At 35.1% G+C, this 22,005-nt stretch carries 20 protein-coding genes and 1 riboswitch; all 20 genes read left to right on the forward strand.

What is annotated here, in order from left to right; translation table 11 throughout:
- Positions 1–434 precede the first annotated feature (434 nt).
- Positions 435–1,154 (forward strand): flagellar hook-basal body complex protein, encoded by a 720-nt coding sequence (locus AACL20_RS04540; RefSeq protein ID WP_339051814.1) that lies wholly within the window; start codon positions 435–437, stop codon positions 1,152–1,154.
- A 5-nt stretch (positions 1,155–1,159) separates the two neighbouring features.
- Positions 1,160–1,942 (forward strand): flagellar hook-basal body complex protein, encoded by a 783-nt coding sequence (locus AACL20_RS04545; RefSeq protein WP_339051815.1) that lies wholly within the window; start codon positions 1,160–1,162, stop codon positions 1,940–1,942.
- A gap of 50 nt (positions 1,943–1,992) precedes the next feature.
- Entirely contained in the window at positions 1,993–2,733 is a 741-nt protein-coding gene (gene flgA, locus AACL20_RS04550) for a flagellar basal body P-ring formation chaperone FlgA (RefSeq protein WP_339051816.1), read from the forward strand.
- Positions 2,734–2,800: 67 nt separating this feature from the next.
- A complete protein-coding gene (gene flgH, locus AACL20_RS04555; protein WP_339051817.1) occupies positions 2,801–3,520 on the forward strand; it encodes a flagellar basal body L-ring protein FlgH in 720 nt (239 codons plus the stop codon).
- A gap of 651 nt (positions 3,521–4,171) precedes the next feature.
- On the forward strand, positions 4,172–6,037 hold the full coding sequence (locus AACL20_RS04560; RefSeq protein ID WP_339051818.1) for a hypothetical protein: 1,866 nt from the start codon (positions 4,172–4,174) through the stop codon (positions 6,035–6,037).
- A 138-nt stretch (positions 6,038–6,175) separates the two neighbouring features.
- Positions 6,176–7,069, forward strand: coding sequence for a hypothetical protein (locus AACL20_RS04565; protein ID WP_339051819.1), 894 nt, complete (start codon positions 6,176–6,178; stop codon positions 7,067–7,069).
- A gap of 67 nt (positions 7,070–7,136) precedes the next feature.
- Positions 7,137–7,313 carry a hypothetical protein gene (locus tag AACL20_RS04570; protein ID WP_339051820.1) on the forward strand — a complete coding sequence of 59 codons (177 nt, stop codon included), beginning with the start codon at positions 7,137–7,139 and terminating at the stop codon, positions 7,311–7,313.
- A gap of 333 nt (positions 7,314–7,646) precedes the next feature.
- Complete coding sequence (locus tag AACL20_RS04575; RefSeq protein ID WP_339051717.1) at positions 7,647–8,093, forward strand: transposase; 447 nt, start codon at positions 7,647–7,649, stop codon at positions 8,091–8,093.
- A gap of 56 nt (positions 8,094–8,149) precedes the next feature.
- Positions 8,150–8,950, forward strand: a complete 801-nt coding sequence (locus AACL20_RS04580; RefSeq protein ID WP_339051821.1) for a transposase — start codon at positions 8,150–8,152, stop codon at positions 8,948–8,950.
- A gap of 244 nt (positions 8,951–9,194) precedes the next feature.
- Positions 9,195–9,296, reverse strand: a riboswitch (TPP riboswitch).
- A gap of 232 nt (positions 9,297–9,528) precedes the next feature.
- The gene (bcp, locus tag AACL20_RS04585) at positions 9,529–9,999 is read left to right on the forward strand and encodes a thioredoxin-dependent thiol peroxidase (protein ID WP_339051822.1); all 471 of its coding nucleotides are present in this window, start codon (positions 9,529–9,531) and stop codon (positions 9,997–9,999) included.
- 1,504 nt (positions 10,000–11,503) lie between these two features.
- Positions 11,504–11,890, forward strand: a complete 387-nt coding sequence (locus AACL20_RS04590) for a hypothetical protein (protein WP_339051823.1) — start codon at positions 11,504–11,506, stop codon at positions 11,888–11,890.
- A gap of 119 nt (positions 11,891–12,009) precedes the next feature.
- On the forward strand, positions 12,010–12,198 hold the full coding sequence (locus AACL20_RS04595) for a hypothetical protein (RefSeq protein ID WP_339051824.1): 189 nt from the start codon (positions 12,010–12,012) through the stop codon (positions 12,196–12,198).
- Between the two features lie 324 nt (positions 12,199–12,522).
- Positions 12,523–12,855 carry an accessory factor UbiK family protein gene (locus AACL20_RS04600; protein WP_339051825.1) on the forward strand — a complete coding sequence of 111 codons (333 nt, stop codon included), beginning with the start codon at positions 12,523–12,525 and terminating at the stop codon, positions 12,853–12,855.
- 394 nt (positions 12,856–13,249) lie between these two features.
- Positions 13,250–13,852, forward strand: a complete 603-nt coding sequence (locus AACL20_RS04605) for an NADH-quinone oxidoreductase subunit J (protein ID WP_339051826.1) — start codon at positions 13,250–13,252, stop codon at positions 13,850–13,852.
- On the forward strand, positions 13,849–14,178 hold the full coding sequence (gene nuoK, locus AACL20_RS04610) for an NADH-quinone oxidoreductase subunit NuoK (RefSeq protein WP_339040686.1): 330 nt from the start codon (positions 13,849–13,851) through the stop codon (positions 14,176–14,178). The genes AACL20_RS04605 and nuoK overlap by 4 nt, the downstream gene beginning before the upstream one ends.
- Before the next feature lie 11 nt (positions 14,179–14,189).
- Positions 14,190–16,133: an NADH-quinone oxidoreductase subunit L gene (gene nuoL, locus AACL20_RS04615; RefSeq protein WP_339051827.1), complete on the forward strand. Its 1,944-nt coding sequence runs from the start codon at positions 14,190–14,192 to the stop codon at positions 16,131–16,133.
- Between the two features lie 31 nt (positions 16,134–16,164).
- Entirely contained in the window at positions 16,165–17,712 is a 1,548-nt protein-coding gene (locus AACL20_RS04620; protein ID WP_339051828.1) for an NADH-quinone oxidoreductase subunit M, read from the forward strand.
- Positions 17,713–17,897: 185 nt separating this feature from the next.
- Entirely contained in the window at positions 17,898–19,460 is a 1,563-nt protein-coding gene (locus tag AACL20_RS04625) for an NADH-quinone oxidoreductase subunit N (RefSeq protein ID WP_339051829.1), read from the forward strand.
- Positions 19,461–19,477: 17 nt separating this feature from the next.
- Positions 19,478–20,686, forward strand: coding sequence for a pyridoxal phosphate-dependent aminotransferase (locus AACL20_RS04630; protein WP_339051830.1), 1,209 nt, complete (start codon positions 19,478–19,480; stop codon positions 20,684–20,686).
- A 276-nt stretch (positions 20,687–20,962) separates the two neighbouring features.
- Entirely contained in the window at positions 20,963–21,232 is a 270-nt protein-coding gene (rpsO, locus tag AACL20_RS04635) for a 30S ribosomal protein S15 (protein WP_339051831.1), read from the forward strand.
- Positions 21,233–22,005 lie beyond the last annotated feature (773 nt).

Consider the following 22,005-nt stretch of genomic DNA (forward strand, 5'->3'; position numbering starts at 1 on the left):
TTCAAAAGATCATTTATGGCAACAGTAGAAGTAAAAATGACAGAATTATCGTAACATTTATTGAACGAGAATATTATGTTTAAAGACTAATCAACGCATTGAATACACGACCGTTTTTTAAAATCCATCTTAAAATATTGGATCATATAACATAATTATTTGATAAGAATTGGTTAAGTGTGAACCGCGCATGATCGCAAATCGAGTTTAGAACACAAATTAAAAAGCATAACTAACTATCAAATTTGTATTGATATTGCATCCCTTTAGTGTAACCTGCTATCTTAGGGTGTGTTTGTGTGGATATGATAGAATTACTATTTAATCTTATTTGTGTTTGATGTGTTTATACACTAAACAACCTTGTTTATGCGTGTCTCTAATTATTGATGCTTTTTGCTAAGCCATAACTTGTAAATTTGCTATTTTTGCCTATGGACAATACGGTTTACAGTACACTTACAAACCAAGTAGGGATATTGAATAATATACAGTTAACAACCAACAATATGGCAAATGCAGGGACTGTTGGCTTTAAGCAAGACAAAATGTTATTCAAGCAATTTTTAACTAACGACGTACTCGATAAAACAACTTTCCCAAATGATGCAAGTACGATTGTACTATTTCAAGAAGGTGTTTTTAAGCCTACAAAGCAGCCATTTGATCTGGCTATAGCTGGCAGAGGTTTCTTTGCTCTGCAAACTCCTGAGGGTGTGCGTTATACAAGAAATGGTAGTTTTACCATAAATTCTGAGGGTACTCTCGTAAATAAAGATGGTCATCCTGTGCTCACTTCTGAGGGTGACACAATAGCTTTTGATGTAACAGATAATCCGCCTTCTATAATGGAAAACGGTAGAGTGATGGCAAATGACCAAGAAAAGGGAAATATAGCTGTAGTAGATTTTCCAGATCTACATTTTGTCAGAAAAAGTGGAAATAATATGTTTTTCTCAGATATGCCTGCTTTTCCTGCAGAAAATTTTAGAGTGATTCAAGGAACATTGGAACAGTCCAACACAGTGCCCGTCACTGAAATGGCAAGAATGCTTGAACTGAATAATCAAATGCAGGCTGCAAATAATATGATTAACAATAACTATAGACTCTCACAAGGAGTTTATAAAGCTATGAGTAAACAAGGAGGTTAAAGCTTATGCCACAAAATTCACCAGTTGCAGCAACAGCATTAATGGCAATTAGTGATGCTATGCGAAATGTTACGAATAACTTAGCAAATTATAACACTACTGCTTATAAGAGCAGTGAGCTTGAATTTGCTGATTTAACCTATCAGAGTTCTCAAAGACTTGGAATTACAGCAACAGATGGCGTACCAAATATGATACAGCTTGGAAGAGGTGTAACAGTTTCTAGCATAACGAAGAATTTTGTTCAGGGTCCACTCAATAAATCAGAGAATCCATATAGCATAGCAATAAATGGTATTGGATTTATTTCAGTGATATTGCCAGATGGAAGAATAGCATATACTAGAAATGGCGCTCTGAGTCGTAATAACTTGGGCCGTATTGTTGCTTGCGATAAGTATGAATTAGAAGCACAGATAGAGGTTCCACTGGAAATTGAAGACTTTACAATTGCACAAGATGGGGAGGTATCGGTCAAATTACCTAATCAGCAAGAACCTCAGCCTATAGGGCGCATCTTACTAACAAGGTTTATCAATCCTGCAGGGCTGGAAGCTATTGGTGATAATCTTTATCTGCCAACTGATGCTTCAGGAGACCCTCAAGAGGGAACTGCAACCCAAGATAATTACGGGGAGATAAGACAATATTTCTTGGAAGGATCAAATGTGAATAGTATAAAAGCTCTTCTTGATATGTTGGATTTACAACAAGTTCACAGTATGGTGCTTAATTGCTTAAATGGGGGTTACCAAGCTGAGAAAGGATTGATAGAGATAAAGGTATAATCCTTCTCTCTTGCATAGAATATGTTTGAATATTTTTATACGATTGCGGTATGAATCTGTTTTGTTTGAATACTCAAAAGAATGAGGAGCAGTTGTGTGGTGATAGTTGTGTTTTATATACTGTGAAGTTCATCACACTACGCGTGTTTTTGCTGTTTTTTTGTTATATTTCTTTTGCATATACTACATGTTTTGGAAGTTCGATTACTGATATAGAATCGCTTCTTGAGATTAAGCTGGAAGAGTCAGGAATTAGAGGACCATTAATAGTAAAGTTTAAAGATATTAGAGCGTTACCGAAAAATGCGGATTTTGAGTTAGTTTCTTTTGACATGAACAGTGGAAAGACTGCAGAAGTAATTTTGGATGTTGGTGGTATGCACTACAAGGTATTTGCAACATTTGAAAACGCAAGACACCTGGTTGTGCCTCTTTCTACTATACACCACGGTGCTATAATTACAGAATCTGATCTGGCGCTTGCTAAGTTTCCAGTGTCACGTTACAGAGGAGAATATGCTTCATCCAAAGATTTGCTACTTGGTAGAAAGACCAAAAAGGTATTAGCAGCAAATAAGCCTATTCGGATGAGTGATGTGAAAAGTATTCCAGTAGTTAAGAGCGGAGAAAATGTGAATATATTATATCACAAGGGAGCTCTTACAATAGAAGCTACTGGCGTGGCGCTTGAGGATGGTGGGAAAAATGAAGTAATAAGAGTAAGGAATGATGATACAAATAAAACATTAAACGGTAGAGTGCTGAAAAGTAAGGTTGTATTGGTGGAATAGATTTTTATATGTTGTGGTTATGAAGCAATTAGTTAAATTGAAAGTTAGGCGCATCGCTTTTGTGAGTGTGATTTTTGTGGCTTCACAGCTTATTGCTGGATGTAGCTCTATGATTGATAAACTAAAGAATGTTGGCAATGCACCTACATTTCATGAAGTCAATGTTAAAGATCAAGAGAAAAACAATAACGCTGCAAAGGCTCAACTTATAGCTCATCCACAAGTTCTAGTAGTAGATTCAGATGTTAGAAGTGTTAATTCTCTTTGGAGACCAGGGTCAAGAACATTTTTTAGAGATCAGCGCGCAAGAGCTGTTGGAGATATTGTAAAGGTTAAAATAAATATTCAAGATAGAGCCAAGCTCGATAACAAAACAGATAAGAGCAGAGCTGCGGATTCTGATATGGGAATTCCAAACTTCTTTGGGCTTGAAAAGAGTATAAATTCGAAAAAACTAATTGGTACCAGCTCTTCAGATACAAGTTCTGGTCACGGTAAGATAGACAGGAAAGAAGACATGACAACTACAATTGCAGCAACTGTTGTACGCATACTACCAAGTGGAAATTTACTTATACAAGGATCTCAAGAGATCCGTGTAAATCTTGAGCTAAGAGAAGTGACTATTAATGGTATAGTACGCCCAGAAGATATTAGTAGTGATAATGCAATAAATCTAGATCAAATTGCAGAAGCAAGGTTATCTTATGGTGGCAGAGGCCAAATTTCGGATTATCAGCAAGACAGATACGGCAAACAGGTGCTTGATATAATATCTCCTTTCTAATTTTATGGCACTGCGCTGGCTTTATTGCAAAAGAAGCGTTGCATAACTCAATTTCTGATGGCGCCCGGTGCGTCGCTTCAATGCTAAAGGTTGCGTTAGTATATTAGAATACATGCCTCCTTTGCGCGTCTCAAAGGCCCCCCATACCATTCACTCCTCACAAATAGGTTCTGCAAGAGGTCTATTATGATATGCAGCGCGATATAACGATCTTATGTAATAAGCTTCATTTTCGGCAACAATTTATTTGCGCAGTAAATCGATTTTTGACTAACAGACTATATATCCACATGCAAGTCCTAAAAGCCAGGAGTTTTACAAGGACTTCGTGCGAATATTCTCAAAGCCGCTCCATGCATATAAGCTTTCTTAGCAATTTTACCATCCTTTAAAGGAAGAATAAATCACAACTTAGCGAAATAATTCATAAATTCTCCATAAAAATCTTAAAATATCTAATTGACTAGAGTAGATCAATTTGTTTATAATATGCATCCCATATAAAATGCCAATCACTTCAATAAAGCGGCAAAAATATGTGGCTTTCTCTTTATTATCAAGAGTTGCCAGCTAAAATAGAGATATTTAAAACTAATACGCGCAACGACCACTACATTCATCGCATATTAATGTATTTTCAGGAATTTACTTATGAAACGCATAGAAGAGACCATAGATTTGAGACAAAGTTATGATGAAATCATGGCTAAAATCAAAAATAATAATTATGTTATATCTCCAGAGCTATTAAATGATGAGCAATTTTTCTTCCATATTTTAAAGCTAGGAGATGCTGAAATTCTAATCACTTTCTTTGATGCTGCTTCGAAAAATGAAGTAAGTATTAAAAAAATTATAGAGAGTCAAGACGGTCATAAAGCATTCGAGTATGCAGCGCAAAATAACGATCACGAGGTGATAAAGTTATTATTAGAATATGCAAAAGAAGAAGTAGTAGACATCATAAGAGTATTTGAGAAGTCACATTACGCAATTTTTCAGCATGCAGCAAAAAATACGAATCATAAGGTAATGCAATTATTACTCGAATACCCAAATCATACCATAGAAAGTATAGAAAAAGTATTTACGAAGAAAAATTATGCAACCTTCATGTCAGCAGCTACAAATACGAACCACGAGGTAATGCAGTCATTACTTGAGCACAAATATTGCACACAAACAAATGTGAAAAATGCACTAAAGTATTTGAATTATCTTGCCTTTTCTCGTGCATCAGAAAATGATAATCATGAAGTGATGAGGCTATTACTTGAGTATAATGACACGCATAATCTGAAAATAGATCTCAGAGAAGCGCTGCTTAAAAAGTATGACTCAGTCCTTCTCAGCACAGTAAAAAATTCCAATCATCATATGCTGGAGTTATTACTCAAGCATTTCAAGAATGCAGGAGTAAGCTTAAAAAATGAGCTTGAGGACAGCGACACAGTCTTACAACAAGTAGCGGCCAATAATGATTCTAAGATGATGAAATTACTACTTGAGCATTTAGATCAAAAAAAGACAGGCATACAAAATATTCTCAATAGACAGAGTGAGCATTTATCATTCTACCCAGCAATGATAGATCAGAGTCCTGATGTACTAAAATTATTGCTTCAAGAGGGATATATTCGAGGAATAAATATCAGAGCAATACTGACAAGCAAAGATAATAATATATTACGACAGGCAGCTCGAAATGAGAATATTAATATGATCAAGTTATTACTTGAGTATCTCAATGATTCTCAAGCAAACACAAACGGAACAAATGCACACGAGGACTATTCCTCAGTCTTCAGATATGCAACAAGAAATAAGAATCCAGAGGTGATTAAGCAATTATTTGATAATAAAACAGCACTTGGAATAAAGACAACACAAGCAGTAAATCATATATATCATCTATCTCTCAGCCTTGCAATAGTACTTGAGAATATTGAGATAGTAAAGTGCTTACTTGATCATGCAAAAAATCTCAACATAGATGTTAGACAATTACTGGAAAGCGAAGATAATACCATTACATCACCGGAAAGCAAACAGCGTGCCATTATTTTACACAATATACTCAAAAGTCCTAACAGTAAAATGTTAGATTTATTGCTAAAAACGCTGGCAGAGCTTGAAAATGGAAATGAAGCAATTAGCACTCTAATACATAAACATCTATCTAAACTTCTATCTTCCTCACACATAAACGAAACGACGATAGTAGAGCTTGAAAATGGCAAGGAAGCAATTAGCACTATAATAGATAAACCTCTATCTTCCTCACACACAAAAGAAAAGCTAGCGCTTGCATTATCATATATCAAAGCAGAGAATAAAGAATCTTTTATAAAATGCAGTACTGATATATTGGAAAGCGATCAGTTTACAGTGCGCGATGAGGTGTTTGTTTCACGCAGCATTCCAATAGGAGATGGCAGCTATATATTTGCAAACAAGGCGCTTGTTACACGCAGCATGAAAATAGAAGATGACTCTGTAAAGAATGCAATTATATAATCAGCATATAAAATTTCTGTTCTGAGACAGGAAGTTGGTGATTCTCTGTTCTCCAAAGAAGGGAATTTTGATAATAAATGGCTAAAAAGTGGCGAGTTGACAAAGCTTAGCTTAGTTACAAGAGATCTGATGAAATATGTGCCAATCAAAGAAAAGAACGATAATTCGCTTGATGGCACCAACAAAGTCACCACGTTTAGTAGTCTGAGCAAAAACCTCAAAGCAACAGTGTTGTCATTCTATGAAGATTTCTCAACAAAAAAACCAGAATCCATAAGTGCGATACTTACAGTCCTGAGACAGCCGCTGCATAAAGCGCTTGAAGAACAGGAAATAAAAGCTGGAACATATAACAAACCACTAGCATTGCTACGTAAAGAAGTTATTATAACAAATACTTCAAATAACCTCGCATCTGAAGAAGTTACAATGCTGAAAATGCATGAAGAGCAAAGCGAGATATATAACGAGCCACTAGCATTGCTACGGAAGCAATTTTATGAGAAAGCTGCTACTAAACAAGACAAAGAACCACCAGCTGCACCTCCAGCTCCAGAACTTAATAAATATCTTCTTAATAAAGAACTCAGCGTAATGGAAGTAAGCAATGGCCTCAAGCCAAAAATAGTTGCTTTATCTGATGCTCATCAAGAGCAAAACATTTCTGCTATAAATTCTGAAGCAGAATTTGCAGAGCAAAATACTGCTTATGTTCCAAGTTCAATACAGAAAGCACTTTATAATGCTTCTATCGGGTTTAAGATGCTGGATTCTGCTGTAGATTCTGCAAGATTTATACATGAACCAACAGCAAATAATGCTACAAAAGTTATAGTTGATTCAGCTCACATTTATAGCATGCTTGCTGGCTTTAATTTATATTCTGCTGTCATCAGCGCAGCTGAAATTATATATTTGGGCAGCATCGGCGAATATGGCAAAGTGCTTCAGAATGCCGTTATAACAACAGCATATATGGCTCTTCCTTATGCTGTAGCCGTATGGAGCGCCGCAACTAGCTCTTGGGTATAGCCTCTTGACTGCAGGCTGCAGCGCATACAATGCACTCTCTAACTCGTATTCACTATACAAAGAATACATGCAAGATGATTGGTCTTTAAAGTCATACGCTGCATACGCAGACCTTGGTTGGTTTTGGCATAATCTTCTAGATCAATCTGACGATGATCTGTATGTTGAACTTGCTGCATATGCAGAGAATGATTGGCAAAATGATTTGTATCAATCTGACAATGATCTGCATGTTGAACTTTAATCAGTTAAAAACATAAGCCAAGTATTTTCTTGGCTTATGCTCTGCTTCACACACTATGGTAAATTAAGTTGTAGTTTGCGTATATATATAGATATGTGCTACACCCAAAGGAAAATGGCATCCTTATGCAGCGAAGATTTTCGGAAAAAAGTAATAACATATGTATGTTTTAGTTCAATTCTTTAATACGCAAACCTCAGCTCAATTTACTATATAGTACACGCACCAAAAGTCTTGGAAGAGGCATAAAATAATGTTTAGAGTATCAAAATAGTGTTTTTAATCCGTAAGAAAATGTTATAATATCCCAAAAAACTTACGGATTTGTATTATATGCCATCAGAAGAAGTGCAAATTAATAATACTCAAAGTAGAATATTTGAGGAGAGATTATCTAATAGTTTGAATCCCAAACACAAGTTATATAAATTAAGATCGATAGTTGATTGGTGTGGTCTTGATGAGCGAATTTTTGGTAAAGTTTCTGTGAAACGATATGGTAGAAGCCGTAAAGACCGTCGTGTTATGCTTGGTTTGTTTATGTTGCAAGCCATTTCAAGTGCCTCTGATTGTTATACTGAGGAGGAGCTTCAGGAAAATTCCTATTGGCAGTATTTTTGTGGATATGACTATTTCAAAAATGACATAATTGTATCTGAAAGTTGCATAAGAAGATTTCGTCAAGCTTTAGGAGAATCTGGGTGTCGTGAGATATTAAAGGAGCTTGTCAGAATAGGCTGTAAGATTGGCACAGTTAAAAAAAAGATTTGGCAGCCGTGATTATTGATACGACAGTTCAGCCAAAGCATATAAAACATCCACATGATTGTCATCTAATGGAAAAGGCGCGTTTTCAGATAGTTGAGCTTTGCAAGGATCAAGGTATATCGCTAAATGATACATATGCAAAGTACTACAAGCGTGGAATAATGAAGGTTTGGAAATATCGTGATGATAGCAAGTCCAAAAAGCGGATTAATCAGATGAAGAAGCTGAAAAGCAGGCTTGGCCGTCTAATAAGATTTTGCCATCGTGGTATTGCAAAACTGTCATTGACTATTTCACCAGAAGCCGCAGCAATTCTAGAAAAAGCTAATATGATCTATAATCAATCTGTACTTTGCAAACGTGCCAAAGAGGATTACAAAAAAGAAAATAAGGTACTATATAGTTTCCATGAACCTGCTGTTGAGTGCATAGGCAAAGGCAAATTGCACAAACCATACGAATTCGGCAACAAGGTTGGTATAGCGGTGAGTGGCAGAGGTAATTTCATAGTTGGAATAAAGTCATTTCATGGAAATCCATACGATGGACATACACTATCTGAGGTGGTTGATGAGGTGAAAAAGGTTGCAGAAGATCCCAAAAAGATATTTGTGGACCTTGGTTACCGAGGTAATAATTTAAAGTCCAAAAGCAAAGTATATACGCCATATACCAAGAAAAGCCTTAGTTTTGCTGATAAAAAGATGATGAAGCGAAGAAGTGCAATTGAGCCTATAATCGGACATTTGAAGCATTTTGGTCGTCTTGGACGTAATTATCTGCGAGGTATAATAGGAGATATAATAAATCCATTCATATCAGCCATAGGCATGAATCTGAAGGCGATAGAGCGCACCTTATCTGGCTAATCACCTGAATTTAAACATATCAAAATCAAATGCTACAAAGTGGCAATAGAGGACGCATGCTTAAAACGCAGCATTTTGAACGCCTTACAGACATTTTTCCCGTTCTGCCATAAAAAATCACAATAAATTGACACAGGTACCATTACATGAGCAGCAAAACACACAATATAAAGTTGTAACAAGGCATTTCAAAAGCTAAAATCCATACTTTTGGCGGATGGACGAGCTAACATACCAAAGAAACTTTCTATATAAAACACATTTCCTCCGTTTGTACTAACAAATATCAGGTTCAAAGGGTTATGATAAAACATTCTCAGCTAAGTAAGCACCCCTAGTGTTATGCTACACATCATTAATAATTTATGTTGTTTTGTCCACAAGATTATATCGTATGACTCTTAAATCATAATCTTGTCATATGTAGAATTCATGACTTAACAGCTTTGATTTATACATAGAGTGTTTTAATTGCATTTAACATAAGTGAATTCTATAAATAAATTTTCTATGGTAAGCTAAAATTAAACATTATAATATAGCTTATAGTTCAATCATAAAACAAATTTTCAAAAATAATGACAACGCTAAAAGAAAATGATATTGCTCCTGATTTTAAATTGGAATCAACTGATTACAAAGAAGTTTCGCTTAGCGATTTTACAGGTAAAAATATTGTATTATATTTTTATCCAAAAGATGCAACACCAGGATGCACAATAGAAGCTAACGATTTTAATAAACATCTTGATGAGTTTCGGAAATTTGATTGTGTAGTACTGGGGGTTTCAAGGGATAATATTGCCAGCCACAAGAAATTCATCGCTGCACAATGCTTAGCATTTCCTTTATTATCCGATCCAGAAGGTGAAGTTTGTAAAAAGTACGGAGTATGGCACATAAAAAATATGTTTGGCAAAAAATATTATGGAATACAGCGAAGCACTTTCTTAATTGGAAAAAATCAAAATATAGTCAAAGCATGGTATAAAGTAAATCCTTTAGGTCATGCCCATATAGTATTACAATCTGTTAAATCGTTAATATAACGTACTGAAAAACTCTGGAGGAATTGAATTTTTTTGGATGTATTTTCTTGAGCTTCAATTAATCACTTAAATAGTCCATCTCTTTTTGTTTTTAGCTCTATATCAAATGTTTTGGCAAAGCTGCCAATAGATGAATAAGATAGAATATATTTATTTATGGCGTTATAGATAATAACAACGTTGTATTTAGCAGAAACAGTCAACAAAACATAATTGAGTGACTTAGATATTTTGTTCAGTACATGAATCATGACAATGTTGCAACCCTTCTTCCGCAAATAAATCTCGATCAAAAGCTGTGTAACTAAATAGTTATATTGTGGTACACATACTCCTTAGGAATGTTAGTATTATCTCATAATTTGTTAAGTTAACCAAAGTTTGACATAAGTAATTTGTGCATTGCATTTAAGATATAGAATTACTCTAGACACTGTCTTCATCAATGCATGCATGAAGATTTTAATAGCATGATTTTTGAGAATGCCAGTTAATTTCTGAATCAAATGTTATATATTTACAAAGGAATTCACGAAGTAATACTTGAAAATCAGGCCAAAGGAGTCTGTGCAAATGGCTTTGCCGGCAGCGCTTATTCTATTCCATGACCAGCTTCAAATACGCTTTGAATGCTTATCTAATAGCTTATAATTTTGTAAAGCGACTTAAAACTAATACTCCTTGACAATTTATATTAAAACAGTGGATAAATAATCCTAAATATTTTATAATCAATCAAAAGCATTACTTAAAGGGGCGCAAACAGGGTTTTGTCGCAATAAATTGATAAAGGTTATAAAGCTTTGGTATTCTGTTTTTTTATGTAGCTAATAGATAAAATTATTCTGCTTTAGATAGACCCGCACTCTTGAGGATGTTGCAACTGCCTATTTATATATCAGTATTTATCAATGCAATTTCCTTACAACGACCTGTGTGAAATGATTTAGTCGTTGCATCATAATTCTTGAAATAAGTAATTTATATTGGTTGTAAGCAACTATACAACATAGAAATTCCGCAGAAAAAATACCAAAATTGCAAAAACCCTTATGGATTTTTAAAAATTACCTCTGTAAAAATGTGCTCCTTGAAACCTTAGGTGCGAAGAAAATTCACAAGGTTTACTTGCTAATGTTGAAGCCTTGAGCTGCAAAAAAAGATCTTTTTACAGGTCAATATTCTGTCTCAATTTAAAAAATTTTTACTTTTGACTGATAGACTACATAAGGCTTTTAAGTTTATATTAAATTTCTAAAAACACTCAAGTCATATAACTAATTATTTATGAAATTTGTGCAAGTTACTAGTGACGACGAAATAAAAAGTGTTGGAAAAATCATATATATAGCCGCATTTACAATGAAATTTTGATAAATCGCATAAACTAAAAGAAAAATACAATATAATTAATTATTAATGCGTTTATAGCTGCCATTAAGGAATAAAAACGCAGTAAGTTGTAGAGCAAATATATAATCTCAATTATAAAAGGGTAATAAATATGTTGTACGAATCATATACGCTTCAAGATAATGATATTTATGGTTTGCAAGGTTATGACGATCAATGCACGCAGGCGAATAATCATTGTGTTGATCAGCACAGTCATGTTGAGACTAATGGCAAACATATAGATGCCGCCGAGATGAAGGTTCATGTGGATGCAGATCTAGAAACCGCGAAAATGGCTGGTGAATTGGCAGTAGATGTTGCTAGGGGCGTTGGAGAGGTTGGCTTAGCAGTTGGTGAATTAGCGGAGGAAGTTGTGGTAGGCACAGTTAAGAGTGTTGGAAAAGTCGCTAGAGGTGTTGGAAAAATGGCTTTAAGCGTTGCTGAACTTCCGCTATGTGTTATTGGCGATATCTTTGATGAGATCTTTGGGTCTTGAAGTTGAACTGCTGTTTGCGCGAAAATGGGATGTACTAAGTACAGTGAGTCTTTATCAAAGATTGTGTAAATTATAGTAGAGCCTATATTTGGAATTAATAAAGAATATAGGTAATTAGAATGAAGACAGAAAAGAATAAGAAAATAAATGAAGCGATAGATTTACTGATAGAAGGAGGAGCGGATTTAAAGACAGTACTGAAGCAGGATGGATTGATTAAGGAATTAACGAAGAGTATTTTGGAGAGAGCCTTGCAGGCAGAAATAGCATATCTAGCTTTAACACTATTCAAAATTTATTTCCAGTAAAAAATCATATGTACATACATTTTTGATAAATAGAAAAGATACTGAGTGTATACTCAATCTGCTGAAAATGGCTGTTGTTTATTATGCTTTTTTGCTGAATTATGCATTTTGCATTGCTGTGCGGTGCTTAGCTTCTTCTTTAGATTACTATCTTATGTGTAGAAATGAATTGCCTATTTTTTCGACAGAAACTATCATATATGCTGTAGTCAAAGTTGCTGACTTCGCTTCAGATGTCTTGTTTGTGACATTTATTAGTTGTCTTACTAATATATCTGATAAATTTAATACAGTTTAGCAGTTCAAATCAATAAATTGGTTATGGTGAGTAACAAGAAAAATAACAATAGCGATACATTCTCCAAGCTTTCAAAAATTGCAGCTTCTGTACTTGAAACGGCGAATGGCGCTAAAAATGATTTAATGAAATATATAAAAGAATATTGCGAGTCATTGATACATGGGATGAATTTCGTTAAACACGAAGAATTTGAAGTTGTGAAGAAGCTTGCTATAGAGAATAAAGCTGCTATAGATGAGCTATTAAACAAATCAAAATCCTCGAAAAAACAGGATGTATCTGGTGCAAAAAAACCAATCAAAGCAAAGTCTAAGAAAACAGAGAAAAATAAGAGCATTGAAGATATTAAGAAATAACTTCAAATAGTTTGCTGGATCTCTCACTTGAGGTCTTAAGTTATTTTTCTTATATGGTATATCCGTATTCAATTGTTAGCTTAAGCTTTAGATCAATACAGATTTTATGCAAGTGTGTCCAAAATATATTGGTTTTTGATTATAATCTCGATATATTGATAACATATTATTATCTGGTAAGAGAAATAGTTAAGAGTATGAGCTTTCTATATTGTCTAGTTTTTGTTATGACTTCTGTTAGTTCTTAAATTTAAACAGATTTATAAAGCAAAAATTGCAAAATTGCTTGGAACGCGGTATACAGTTCTAAACGAGCTCTTTTGTCTGGATCTTTTGACAGTTAAGGTGGCGCATTGGAGTTTGCTTATGATAACTTGTTTGCTTGGTAATGCTAATGACTGAGTTGGTTTTTTGTACATTTTCCTTATTGCTGCTTGTTTCTGCGATCTGTGTTGTCAGTTCTTCAAATCCAGTTTATTCTGCATTAAGTCTTATTTTCTGTTTTTTAAACGCTTCCGCACTTTTTTTACTCATTGGTGCTGAATATATAGCTATGACAATGATAGTCGTTTATGTCGGTGCTGTGATGGTGCTATTTCTTTTTGTAATAATGTTGCTAGACATCAAGAACAAAAAGACAAAGCATGGCGTGAAGCTTTATGTGCCGTTGATACTTTTCTTAAGTTGCATTATTCTAATTGAGTTATTATGGGCATTTGTAGAATCTAGGAGTTATTTTACAAAACTCCCAGGAGTTGTAGAGATTGATACTATAACAAATGCCGAAGCAATAGGAAGGCAGCTATATACCAGATATTTCCTGCCGTTTCAAATGGCTGGCCTTGTGCTACTTGTTGCAATAGTGGGTGCGATAACTATTACAGTTCGTCACAGTAAGAATGCGAAAAAGCAGAGCGTGTATGCACAGATGTTAAGAAATAAAGAAAATAGCGTTGAGCTAGTTGATGCTGAGATTTCTAAAGGTGTTTCTATATGAATTCTATACAAATCATTAATGACGTTTCTTTGATGCACTATATAGTTGTCTCTTCTGCATTGTTTGTCATTGCAGTATGTGGAATCATGATAAATAGAAAAAGTATCATCTCTATTCTCATGTCGATTGAGTTGATGTTGCTTGCTGTCAATATAAATTTTGTTGCATTCTCGGTTTATCTGCAAGACTTGGTTGGTCAAGTATTTGTGATCTTTATTTTGACTGTTGCTGCTGCAGAAGCTGCTATAGGTCTTGCAATTTTGGTTGCATTTTTCAGAAATCTTGGGAATATTGACGTTAATAACATGAATCAAATGCGAGGCTAAGTGCTTGCTATATGAGTATAAATTTTGATTTGCTCGCGATTATGATTGTTGCATTGCCGCTACTTGCTGCGGCTTTTATAGGGCTTTCTACGCGAGCTACCTGTGCAATGATAGCGCAGAGTGTAACTACAGCGTCTGTATTCTTATCAGCAGTACTTTCATATATAATATTTTATAAGGTGTATGATTCAGGTTCTGTAATACATCTAAAGTTATTTACTTGGTTTGACATTGAAGATTTTAAAGCAGATTGGTCTATATACATTGATATGTTAACGGCTGTAATGCTAGTTGTTGTGACTACTGTTTCTGTACTAGTACACGTTTATTCAATAGGATATATGTCAGATGATCCTCATCAACCTAGGTTTATGGCATATCTCTCTTTGTTTACATTTTGCATGCTTATGCTTGTTGTCTCAGACAACTTTATTCAGTTGTTCTTTGGCTGGGAAGGTGTTGGCCTTAGCTCATATTTATTGATAGGTTTTTGGTTTAAGAAGCGTGAAGCAAATGCCGCAGCGATTAAGGCCTTCTTAATAAATAGAGTTGGTGACATTGGTCTTGCTTTAGGTATATTCTTAATATTCTCAAAATTTTATACTTTTGATTATCAGTCTGTTTTTTCAGAGGTTAAGCCACTTGTTGGTGATGTAACGCATTTTTTTGGCATGGAGTGTGATACCATTACACTAATCTGTATATTGTTATTTATAGGCTGTATGGGAAAATCTGCTCAGCTAGGGTTGCATACGTGGCTGCCAGATGCAATGGAAGGGCCAACGCCTGTTTCTGCTCTTATACATGCGGCTACCATGGTAACAGCTGGCGTATTTTTGCTTGCTAGATGTTCACCTATATTCGAATATTCAGAAACAGCTTTGAATGTAGTTGTTTTTGTGGGCGGTATAACGTGTATTTTTGCGGCGACTGTTGCGCTTGTTCAGGATGATATCAAGAAGATAATTGCGTATTCCACATGTAGTCAACTTGGTTACATGTTTTTTGCTTGTGGAGTTTCAGCTTATTCAGCTGGAATTTTCCACCTTTTCACGCATGCATTCTTTAAGGCACTTTTGTTCTTAGGTGCAGGCAGTGTAATACATGCCTTGTCTGGTGCGCAGGACATAAAGAAAATGGGCGGCATTTGGAAAAAGATCCCTGTCACTTATGCTTTCATGTGGATAGGTTCTCTCGCGCTTGCTGGAATTCCACCGTTTGCTGGATTTTATTCTAAAGATGCAATACTGGAAGCTGCTTACATAAGTGACAATCATTTCGGCGGCTTTGCATATCTACTGGGTATTGCAGCAGCAGCATTGACAGCTCTTTATTCTTGGCGGTTGATTATATTGGTATTTCACGGAAAATCTAAGCTCTCAACTAACCAATTTGCTAAGGTACATGAGTCAGGTCCTTATATGCTTATTCCGTTAATCTTTTTGAGTGTTGGTGCGCTGCTGGCTGGTGCAATTGGAGTTTATTGTTTCGATATTTTGAATCCTGAGATGATTTTTTGGGGTAAATCTATCTTTGTATTGCCACAAAATAACGTGTTGCATAAGATCCACTCTATAGAGGGGATGGCTCTATATTATCCTATTTTATTAGCTATTTTAGGCATATTACTTGCTTATGCATTATATATTGCGGCTAAAGGTTTTCTCACTTTTATTTACAATCACACCAAAATCATACATAACTTCTTGCTTAATAAATGGTACTTTGACGAATTATATAATTTGTTATTCGTAAAATCGTCATTTTTGATAGCAAATTTTATTTCGCTTGTGGTTGAAGTGCTGGCTATTGATGCTATTCCAAACAGCGCTGCAAGGTTATCTCGTATGTTTGCAAAGTGTGTGAGTAGCATACAAACCGGCTATTTGTATCATTATGCGGTTGCTATGATACTTGGTGTTGTCGTTGTTATATACTTATATCTACCTTGGTAATTTAATTTTTTAAAATTCATAGAAACGCGGTATGCAGATAGAACAGCTTCCAATCTTATCATTACTATTGATTGTGCCATTGTGTGGCTTTTTGCTGCTACTACTCATCAAAGAATCGAGTGATAATGCTTATATAATTAAGTGCTTCGCATCAGTATTTGCTATTGCAAGCTTCTTGTTATCTGTATATCTTTTACTTGTCTTTGATTACTCAGCGGACTCCATGCAATTTATCGAGAAGTATGAATGGATGCCGTCTTATAATATATACTATCAACTAGGTATTGATGGCGTATCTCTATATTTTATTCCACTCACGACATTTTTGACTTTACTATGCATTGTGATTAGTTGGAATTCTATAAAAAAAGGTGTAAAAAAATACTTTGCTTTATTCTTATTGCTGGAAGCTCTGGTTATAGGTGTTTTTGTTGCTCAAGATCTTATTTTATTCTACTTATTTTTTGAAGCAGTGCTGATTCCTATGTTTTTAATTATAGGAGTTTGGGGAGGAGAGAATAGAGTCTATGCAGCGTATAAATTTTTCTTGTATACGTTTTTTGGCTCTGTTTTAATGCTCATCGGTGTGCTCTACATATATTTCACAACGGAAATTAGCGATATGCAAGAGATTGTGCATATATTGCCACAGTATACTCTTGATACTCAAAAGTGGCTTTGGATAGCATTTTTCATATCGTTTGCAATAAAGATTCCTATGTGGCCTGTTCATACTTGGCTTCCTGATGCGCATGTTCAAGCGCCAACTGCAGGTTCTGTTATGCTAGCTGGGATTTTGCTTAAGATGGGTGGATATGGTTTCTTGAGATTTTCTGTTCCTATGCTTCCGATGGCTTCACAATACTTTGCCGACTTGGTTTTTGTTCTAAGCATCATTGCTGTAATATATACGTCTTTTGTTGCATTGGTACAATCTGACATGAAGAAGTTAATCGCTTATTCTTCAGTTGCGCATATGGGTTATGTTACTGCTGGAATCTTTACTCTGCAGCCTGAAGGAGTATGTGGTGCTGTTTTCCAAATGATTAGCCATGGACTAATTTCTTCAGGTTTATTTGTGTGCGTTGGTGTGCTTTATGAACGTGCTCATACTAAGGAAATTAAGTTTTATAGCGGTTTGGCTGAGAGGATGCCGAGTTTTGCATTGTTTTTAGTGTTATTATCTTTTGCATCGTGTGGTCTTCCTGGCACTTCAGGTTTTATAGGTGAATTTGCGATTCTTGCATCTACATTTGATTATAGTCATATATATGGTGCATTGATGGCTCTTGGTATGGTGCTTGGTGCTGCATATATGTTATGGCTGGTTGCTCGTGTTGTATTTGGTAATTTAAACTCAAATGTGAATGCGATCAAAGATTGTGTATCGCTTGAAAAATTTGTGCTTTCTTCTCTTGCTATTGTTGTTGTGGCTATTGGCATATATCCAAGCATTATAACAAGTGGCATACAACAGTCGACCTGGAAAATCGTTGAGCCATTTGCAGTTTCGATGCAAAATTCAGGGATCTCCGATGAGTTGATTTCTGTGTTGCAGATAAAATCAAATAAAAAGTAAATTATGATTTTGGCTGTTTACATGGGTTTATATGTTATCTGAAGTAATTATTTACTTTGCAATGGTGATATAAAATCACAAAAGAAGTAGTCAGAGATTCGACCGTTATGATTGCTATAAATAAGGCTTTTTCTACCTTGTTTTAAGGAGTAGTATTTTAGAAATACAAATATTTATTAAAAACGATGAGTTATATTTTACGTGATATAGATATATTGATCCCGGAAGCGATTCTAGTACTAGGTACTATCATGACGCTGCTCTACGGAATATTTTGTAGAGGAAGTAATATATCCACGTCTAATTCGCAGAATTCTGCACTCTGTAGCGGATTTTCCAATTTTAGCGAGAGAAATGTTGTATTTTCTAGGCATGTAGGGTATCTCTCTATAGCAATGTTATTTGTGACACTGTTTTTTCTACATTTAATCTCAGGAGTTGAGAAGACAGCATTGGAAAATAGCATAGAAAGCAATTCTTTTGTTGTAAGTGCGAAGTATATTATATTGCTATCTGTGATAGGTAGTATGTTGATAGCTGTTTCTTCCGATAATATAAAGAAAATGCCATTTGAAGTTTTTGTACTGATGTTATTTTCTACTGTTGGAATGATGCTAGTTATTAGCTCTAATGATTTACTTGTGCTTTACCTTGCTCTTGAGCTAATGAGTCTTGCTACTTATGTTATAGTTGCTTACCTACGAGATAGTCCTACAGCTTCTGAGGCTGCGCTCAAATATTTCATATTAGGTGCGCTAGCTTCTGGTATCTATCTATTCGGCTGCTCCATGATATATGGTTTTGCTGGAAGTATCAATTTTGATAGTATAGGAGAATATTATCTAAGTTCTAGCGCGGCAAGTGCAAGTTTAAGCGCACAGGATGGTGCTTTGAGCAGTGTGCCAATTGGTTTTATAGTTGGGATGGTGTTAATATTAGTCGCATTTTGTTTTAAAATGTCGGCTGCTCCTTTTCATATGTGGACACCTGATGTTTACCAAGGTTCTCCTACAATAGTTACGACTTTTATAGCAACTGCTTCTAAAGCAGCCGTTGTGTTATTTTTTATAAAATTGTTGTATGGAGTAATGTTTGACTTGGTTGAAGAGTGGCAGAGAATAGCAATATTTACTTCCATCGCTTCGCTTGCTATAGGATCATTTGGTGCTATTATGCAGCAAAACATAAAAAGGCTTATAGCATATAGCAGCATAGCACACATAGGATTTATTATTCTTGCGATTGCATCAAGCGATTTTGCTGGTATACACAGCGCAGTTACTTACACCATTATATATCTTGTAATGACTGCGACAATCTTTGCAATACTTTTTGCACTGCGTTTTAAAAACGGAGAAGAAAAGGAAAATATCAAACAGCTTGCTGGACTCGGCAAGAATAATCCTGTGCTTGCTTTCTCTATATCTGTTATTATGTTTTCTATGGCTGGGGTACCACCGTTTGCAGGCTTTTTTGCAAAATTCTTTGTTTTGTTGAGTGTTGTGAAGCAGGAACTATATCCAGCTGCTGTGTTTGCTGTTGTTTGTGCAGCCGTTAGTAGTTTTTATTACTTAAGAGTTGTTAAAGTCATGTATTTTGATGACGGTGATTCAGATAATCTGGAGTTAAAGAGTTTGTTGTTAAAATTTATGATTTTGCTTGGCGTATTGTTCAATATGCTTTATATAATGGTTCCTGAGGTTATATCAAAATTCGTAGAAGTAGGCGCTTTGAAGCTTTGGGAATAATTTTTTTTCGTTTTTATATGAATAATATGTTGATTGCAGAGCATTTGAAAAAAATAAAGGAATCTCCGACTTTAGCTGTTGCAGAAAAAGCTGCAAACATGAAGTCTTCAGGACTGCATGTTATAAGCTTGAGTACTGGAGAGCCAGATTTTGATACTCCAGAACATGTAAAAGAGGCTGCAGTTACTGCAATTAGAGCTGGGAAGACAAAGTATACTGCTGTAGATGGCACTGCAGAGTTAAAAAGCGCTATATCGCATAAATTTTCTAAAGAGAATAATATAAGCTATAGTAATAATGAAATTATAGTATGTACTGGTGCTAAGCAGGTTATATATAATGCTTTTGTTGCTACTTTAGATCCAGGTGATGAGGTGATAATTCCAGCACCTTTTTGGGTTTCATATCCAGACATGGTATTGCTTGCTCAAGGTGTGCCTAAGGTTGTGCAGTGTGGCATTGAAAATAATTTTAAATTATTACCATCTCAGCTGGAGAAAGCGATTACTTCTAGAACTAAGTGGTTGTTATTAAACTCTCCAAGTAATCCTGTTGGTTCTGCATATACTGAATCGGAGTTAAGAGATTTGATGGACGTTGTATCTAAACATGAAAATATGAATGTTCTTTCAGATGATATATATGAGCATGTAGTATTTAACAATTTCAAATTCTCAACTCCAGCTGAGGTTGTGCCTCACTTAAAAGATAGAATTCTCACTGTTAACGGTGTTTCTAAGTCTTATGCTATGACTGGTTGGAGGATAGGTTACGGTGCAGGTAATAAGAAGTTAATAAAAGCAATGTCTATGATACAATCGCAGAGCACTTCTAATCCATGCTCTATTAGTCAGGCTGCTGCGGTTGCTGCACTTTTGGGGCCTCAGGATTGCGTTAAGCAAGGAGCTGCTCTTTTTGAAGAGCGCCTTACTTTAGTAAATAAATTATTAAAGGATTTTCCTGCTCTCAGTTATGTTATACCAGATGGAGCATTTTATTTATTTATAAGTTGTACGTTTGCGATTGGGAAAAAATCAAGTAGCGGTAGGAAGATAGCTAATGACATAGATTTTGCTTCTGGACTTCTGGAAGAAGGTCTTGTTGCTGTAGTTCCTGGAAGTGCTTTTGGGATGCCAAGTTACTTTAGAATCTCATTTGCAACAAGTAACGAGAATTTAAGAGTTGCTTGCAGTAGGATTTTAGATTATTGCGCTTCAATTGTTTAGTCCTACTTACATTTTAAGTCATATTGTTTTGCATGAAAATTATTGTAGTGTCGCAGGATTTTTACTGGATTATATAGTAGAAGTGTTGCATAATACGTGCTGCGTCAGTTCCTTATACACATGATTTAATAGCGGTTGCTGGACGACATCTTAGTTCCGCCTATTTTGCGCTTATTTTTGCAGTTTATGTGTAGAATAAATGACAAGTATTTATCAAGCAAGCGTGTGTTTTGCTGATTACATTAATTTATAACAGTTTTGTAGGGGTTTATTTAGATGTCGATAAAAAAAGAAGATAAAGCTTCTTTGATTAAGGAGTATGGGAGTTCTTCCACAGATACTGGGTCGCCTGAGGTTCAATGTGCTGTTTTTACTGCACAAATAAAGGCACTTACTGGGCACTTTAATGCGAATCCTAAGGATTTTCAGGCACGCAGAGGGTTGCTTGTTATTGTAAATAAGCGTAAGAGATTACTTGCATATGTTAAAAGTAAAAATCCAGCAAGACATAAAGCGCTTATAACAAGACTTGGGTTGCGTAAATAAGCTTACTGATCTAGAGGAAAAGGTGCTTGAGTTTGAGTGTAGTATCTCTGCCTTGTGTAGTTGTGCTTTTGTTCAGAGACGTGATAATGATTCTGCAGTTGAGTTGCTTATAGCTTTAATTAGTCGCTTGCGCCATAACTTTCTAAGCATAGGATTGATATTGGCTTGCAAGCAATTATGATGCACTGAAAGTCCAACAGAAAAAGTGGCAAAGTTGTCAAAACCCTTATGGATTTTGTTAAGTAGTATTTGCAAGTATAAGAAATGATATATCCGAAAATTAGTGAATGGCCGCTTCCAAAGCTAATTTTTGTACATTCGACTTTCCGCAAAAATTTATTTGCATAGCAAATCGATTTGTGACGGGCAGACTAATTAAATTTGGTGAAGTTAATAATATCAAGTTGTTACACTCACTAATATATTTTACCTTTGAGATATATTGAAAGAATAGCAAAAATTTCAAGGGATGTAGTGTGCATAATATGTTAATGATTGAGTGACTTTAGAAGAACTAAGTTTTGTTAAGAAGTGAAAAATTGAGTGGAGCACAACTTGTTTAAAGCTTTTGGGATTATAAAAAGTAAAGCATAATAAAATCTTTACTTAAACGTATAAATGATGCTTTCTTTGCACTTTAGTGTAAATCCTGAAGGTTTTTAGTGATATAAGTGTGTGACTGGTCATTATGAGCACTAAATTTTTTAAGGTGCAAGTTGATTATCTCTTTTTTCTGTGAGACTAAACCTGTGGTATGCCTCAAGTAAATGAAG

It is taken from the genome of Candidatus Lariskella endosymbiont of Epinotia ramella (genome assembly GCF_964019805.1).
In the GTDB taxonomy this organism is placed as follows: domain Bacteria; phylum Pseudomonadota; class Alphaproteobacteria; order Rickettsiales; family Midichloriaceae; genus Lariskella.

Bases quoted from the DNA above. Each gene is read 5' to 3' on its own strand.
- AACL20_RS04540 (WP_339051814.1), top strand. From the start codon at position 435: ATGGACAATACGGTTTACAGTACACTTACAAACCAAGTAGGGATATTG.
- AACL20_RS04545 (WP_339051815.1), top strand. From the start codon at position 1,160: ATGCCACAAAATTCACCAGTTGCAGCAACAGCATTAATGGCAATTAGT.
- flgA (WP_339051816.1), top strand. From the start codon at position 1,993: ATGAATCTGTTTTGTTTGAATACTCAAAAGAATGAGGAGCAGTTGTGT.
- AACL20_RS04560 (WP_339051818.1), top strand. From the start codon at position 4,172: ATGAAACGCATAGAAGAGACCATAGATTTGAGACAAAGTTATGATGAA.
- AACL20_RS04570 (WP_339051820.1), top strand. From the start codon at position 7,137: ATGCAAGATGATTGGTCTTTAAAGTCATACGCTGCATACGCAGACCTT.
- AACL20_RS04575 (WP_339051717.1), top strand. From the start codon at position 7,647: ATGCCATCAGAAGAAGTGCAAATTAATAATACTCAAAGTAGAATATTT.
- AACL20_RS04580 (WP_339051821.1), top strand. From the start codon at position 8,150: ATGGAAAAGGCGCGTTTTCAGATAGTTGAGCTTTGCAAGGATCAAGGT.
- bcp (WP_339051822.1), top strand. From the start codon at position 9,529: ATGACAACGCTAAAAGAAAATGATATTGCTCCTGATTTTAAATTGGAA.
- AACL20_RS04590 (WP_339051823.1), top strand. From the start codon at position 11,504: ATGTTGTACGAATCATATACGCTTCAAGATAATGATATTTATGGTTTG.
- AACL20_RS04595 (WP_339051824.1), top strand. From the start codon at position 12,010: ATGAAGACAGAAAAGAATAAGAAAATAAATGAAGCGATAGATTTACTG.
- AACL20_RS04605 (WP_339051826.1), top strand. From the start codon at position 13,250: ATGACTGAGTTGGTTTTTTGTACATTTTCCTTATTGCTGCTTGTTTCT.
- nuoK (WP_339040686.1), top strand. From the start codon at position 13,849: ATGAATTCTATACAAATCATTAATGACGTTTCTTTGATGCACTATATA.
- nuoL (WP_339051827.1), top strand. From the start codon at position 14,190: ATGAGTATAAATTTTGATTTGCTCGCGATTATGATTGTTGCATTGCCG.
- AACL20_RS04620 (WP_339051828.1), top strand. From the start codon at position 16,165: ATGCAGATAGAACAGCTTCCAATCTTATCATTACTATTGATTGTGCCA.
- AACL20_RS04625 (WP_339051829.1), top strand. From the start codon at position 17,898: ATGAGTTATATTTTACGTGATATAGATATATTGATCCCGGAAGCGATT.
- AACL20_RS04630 (WP_339051830.1), top strand. From the start codon at position 19,478: ATGAATAATATGTTGATTGCAGAGCATTTGAAAAAAATAAAGGAATCT.
- rpsO (WP_339051831.1), top strand. From the start codon at position 20,963: ATGTCGATAAAAAAAGAAGATAAAGCTTCTTTGATTAAGGAGTATGGG.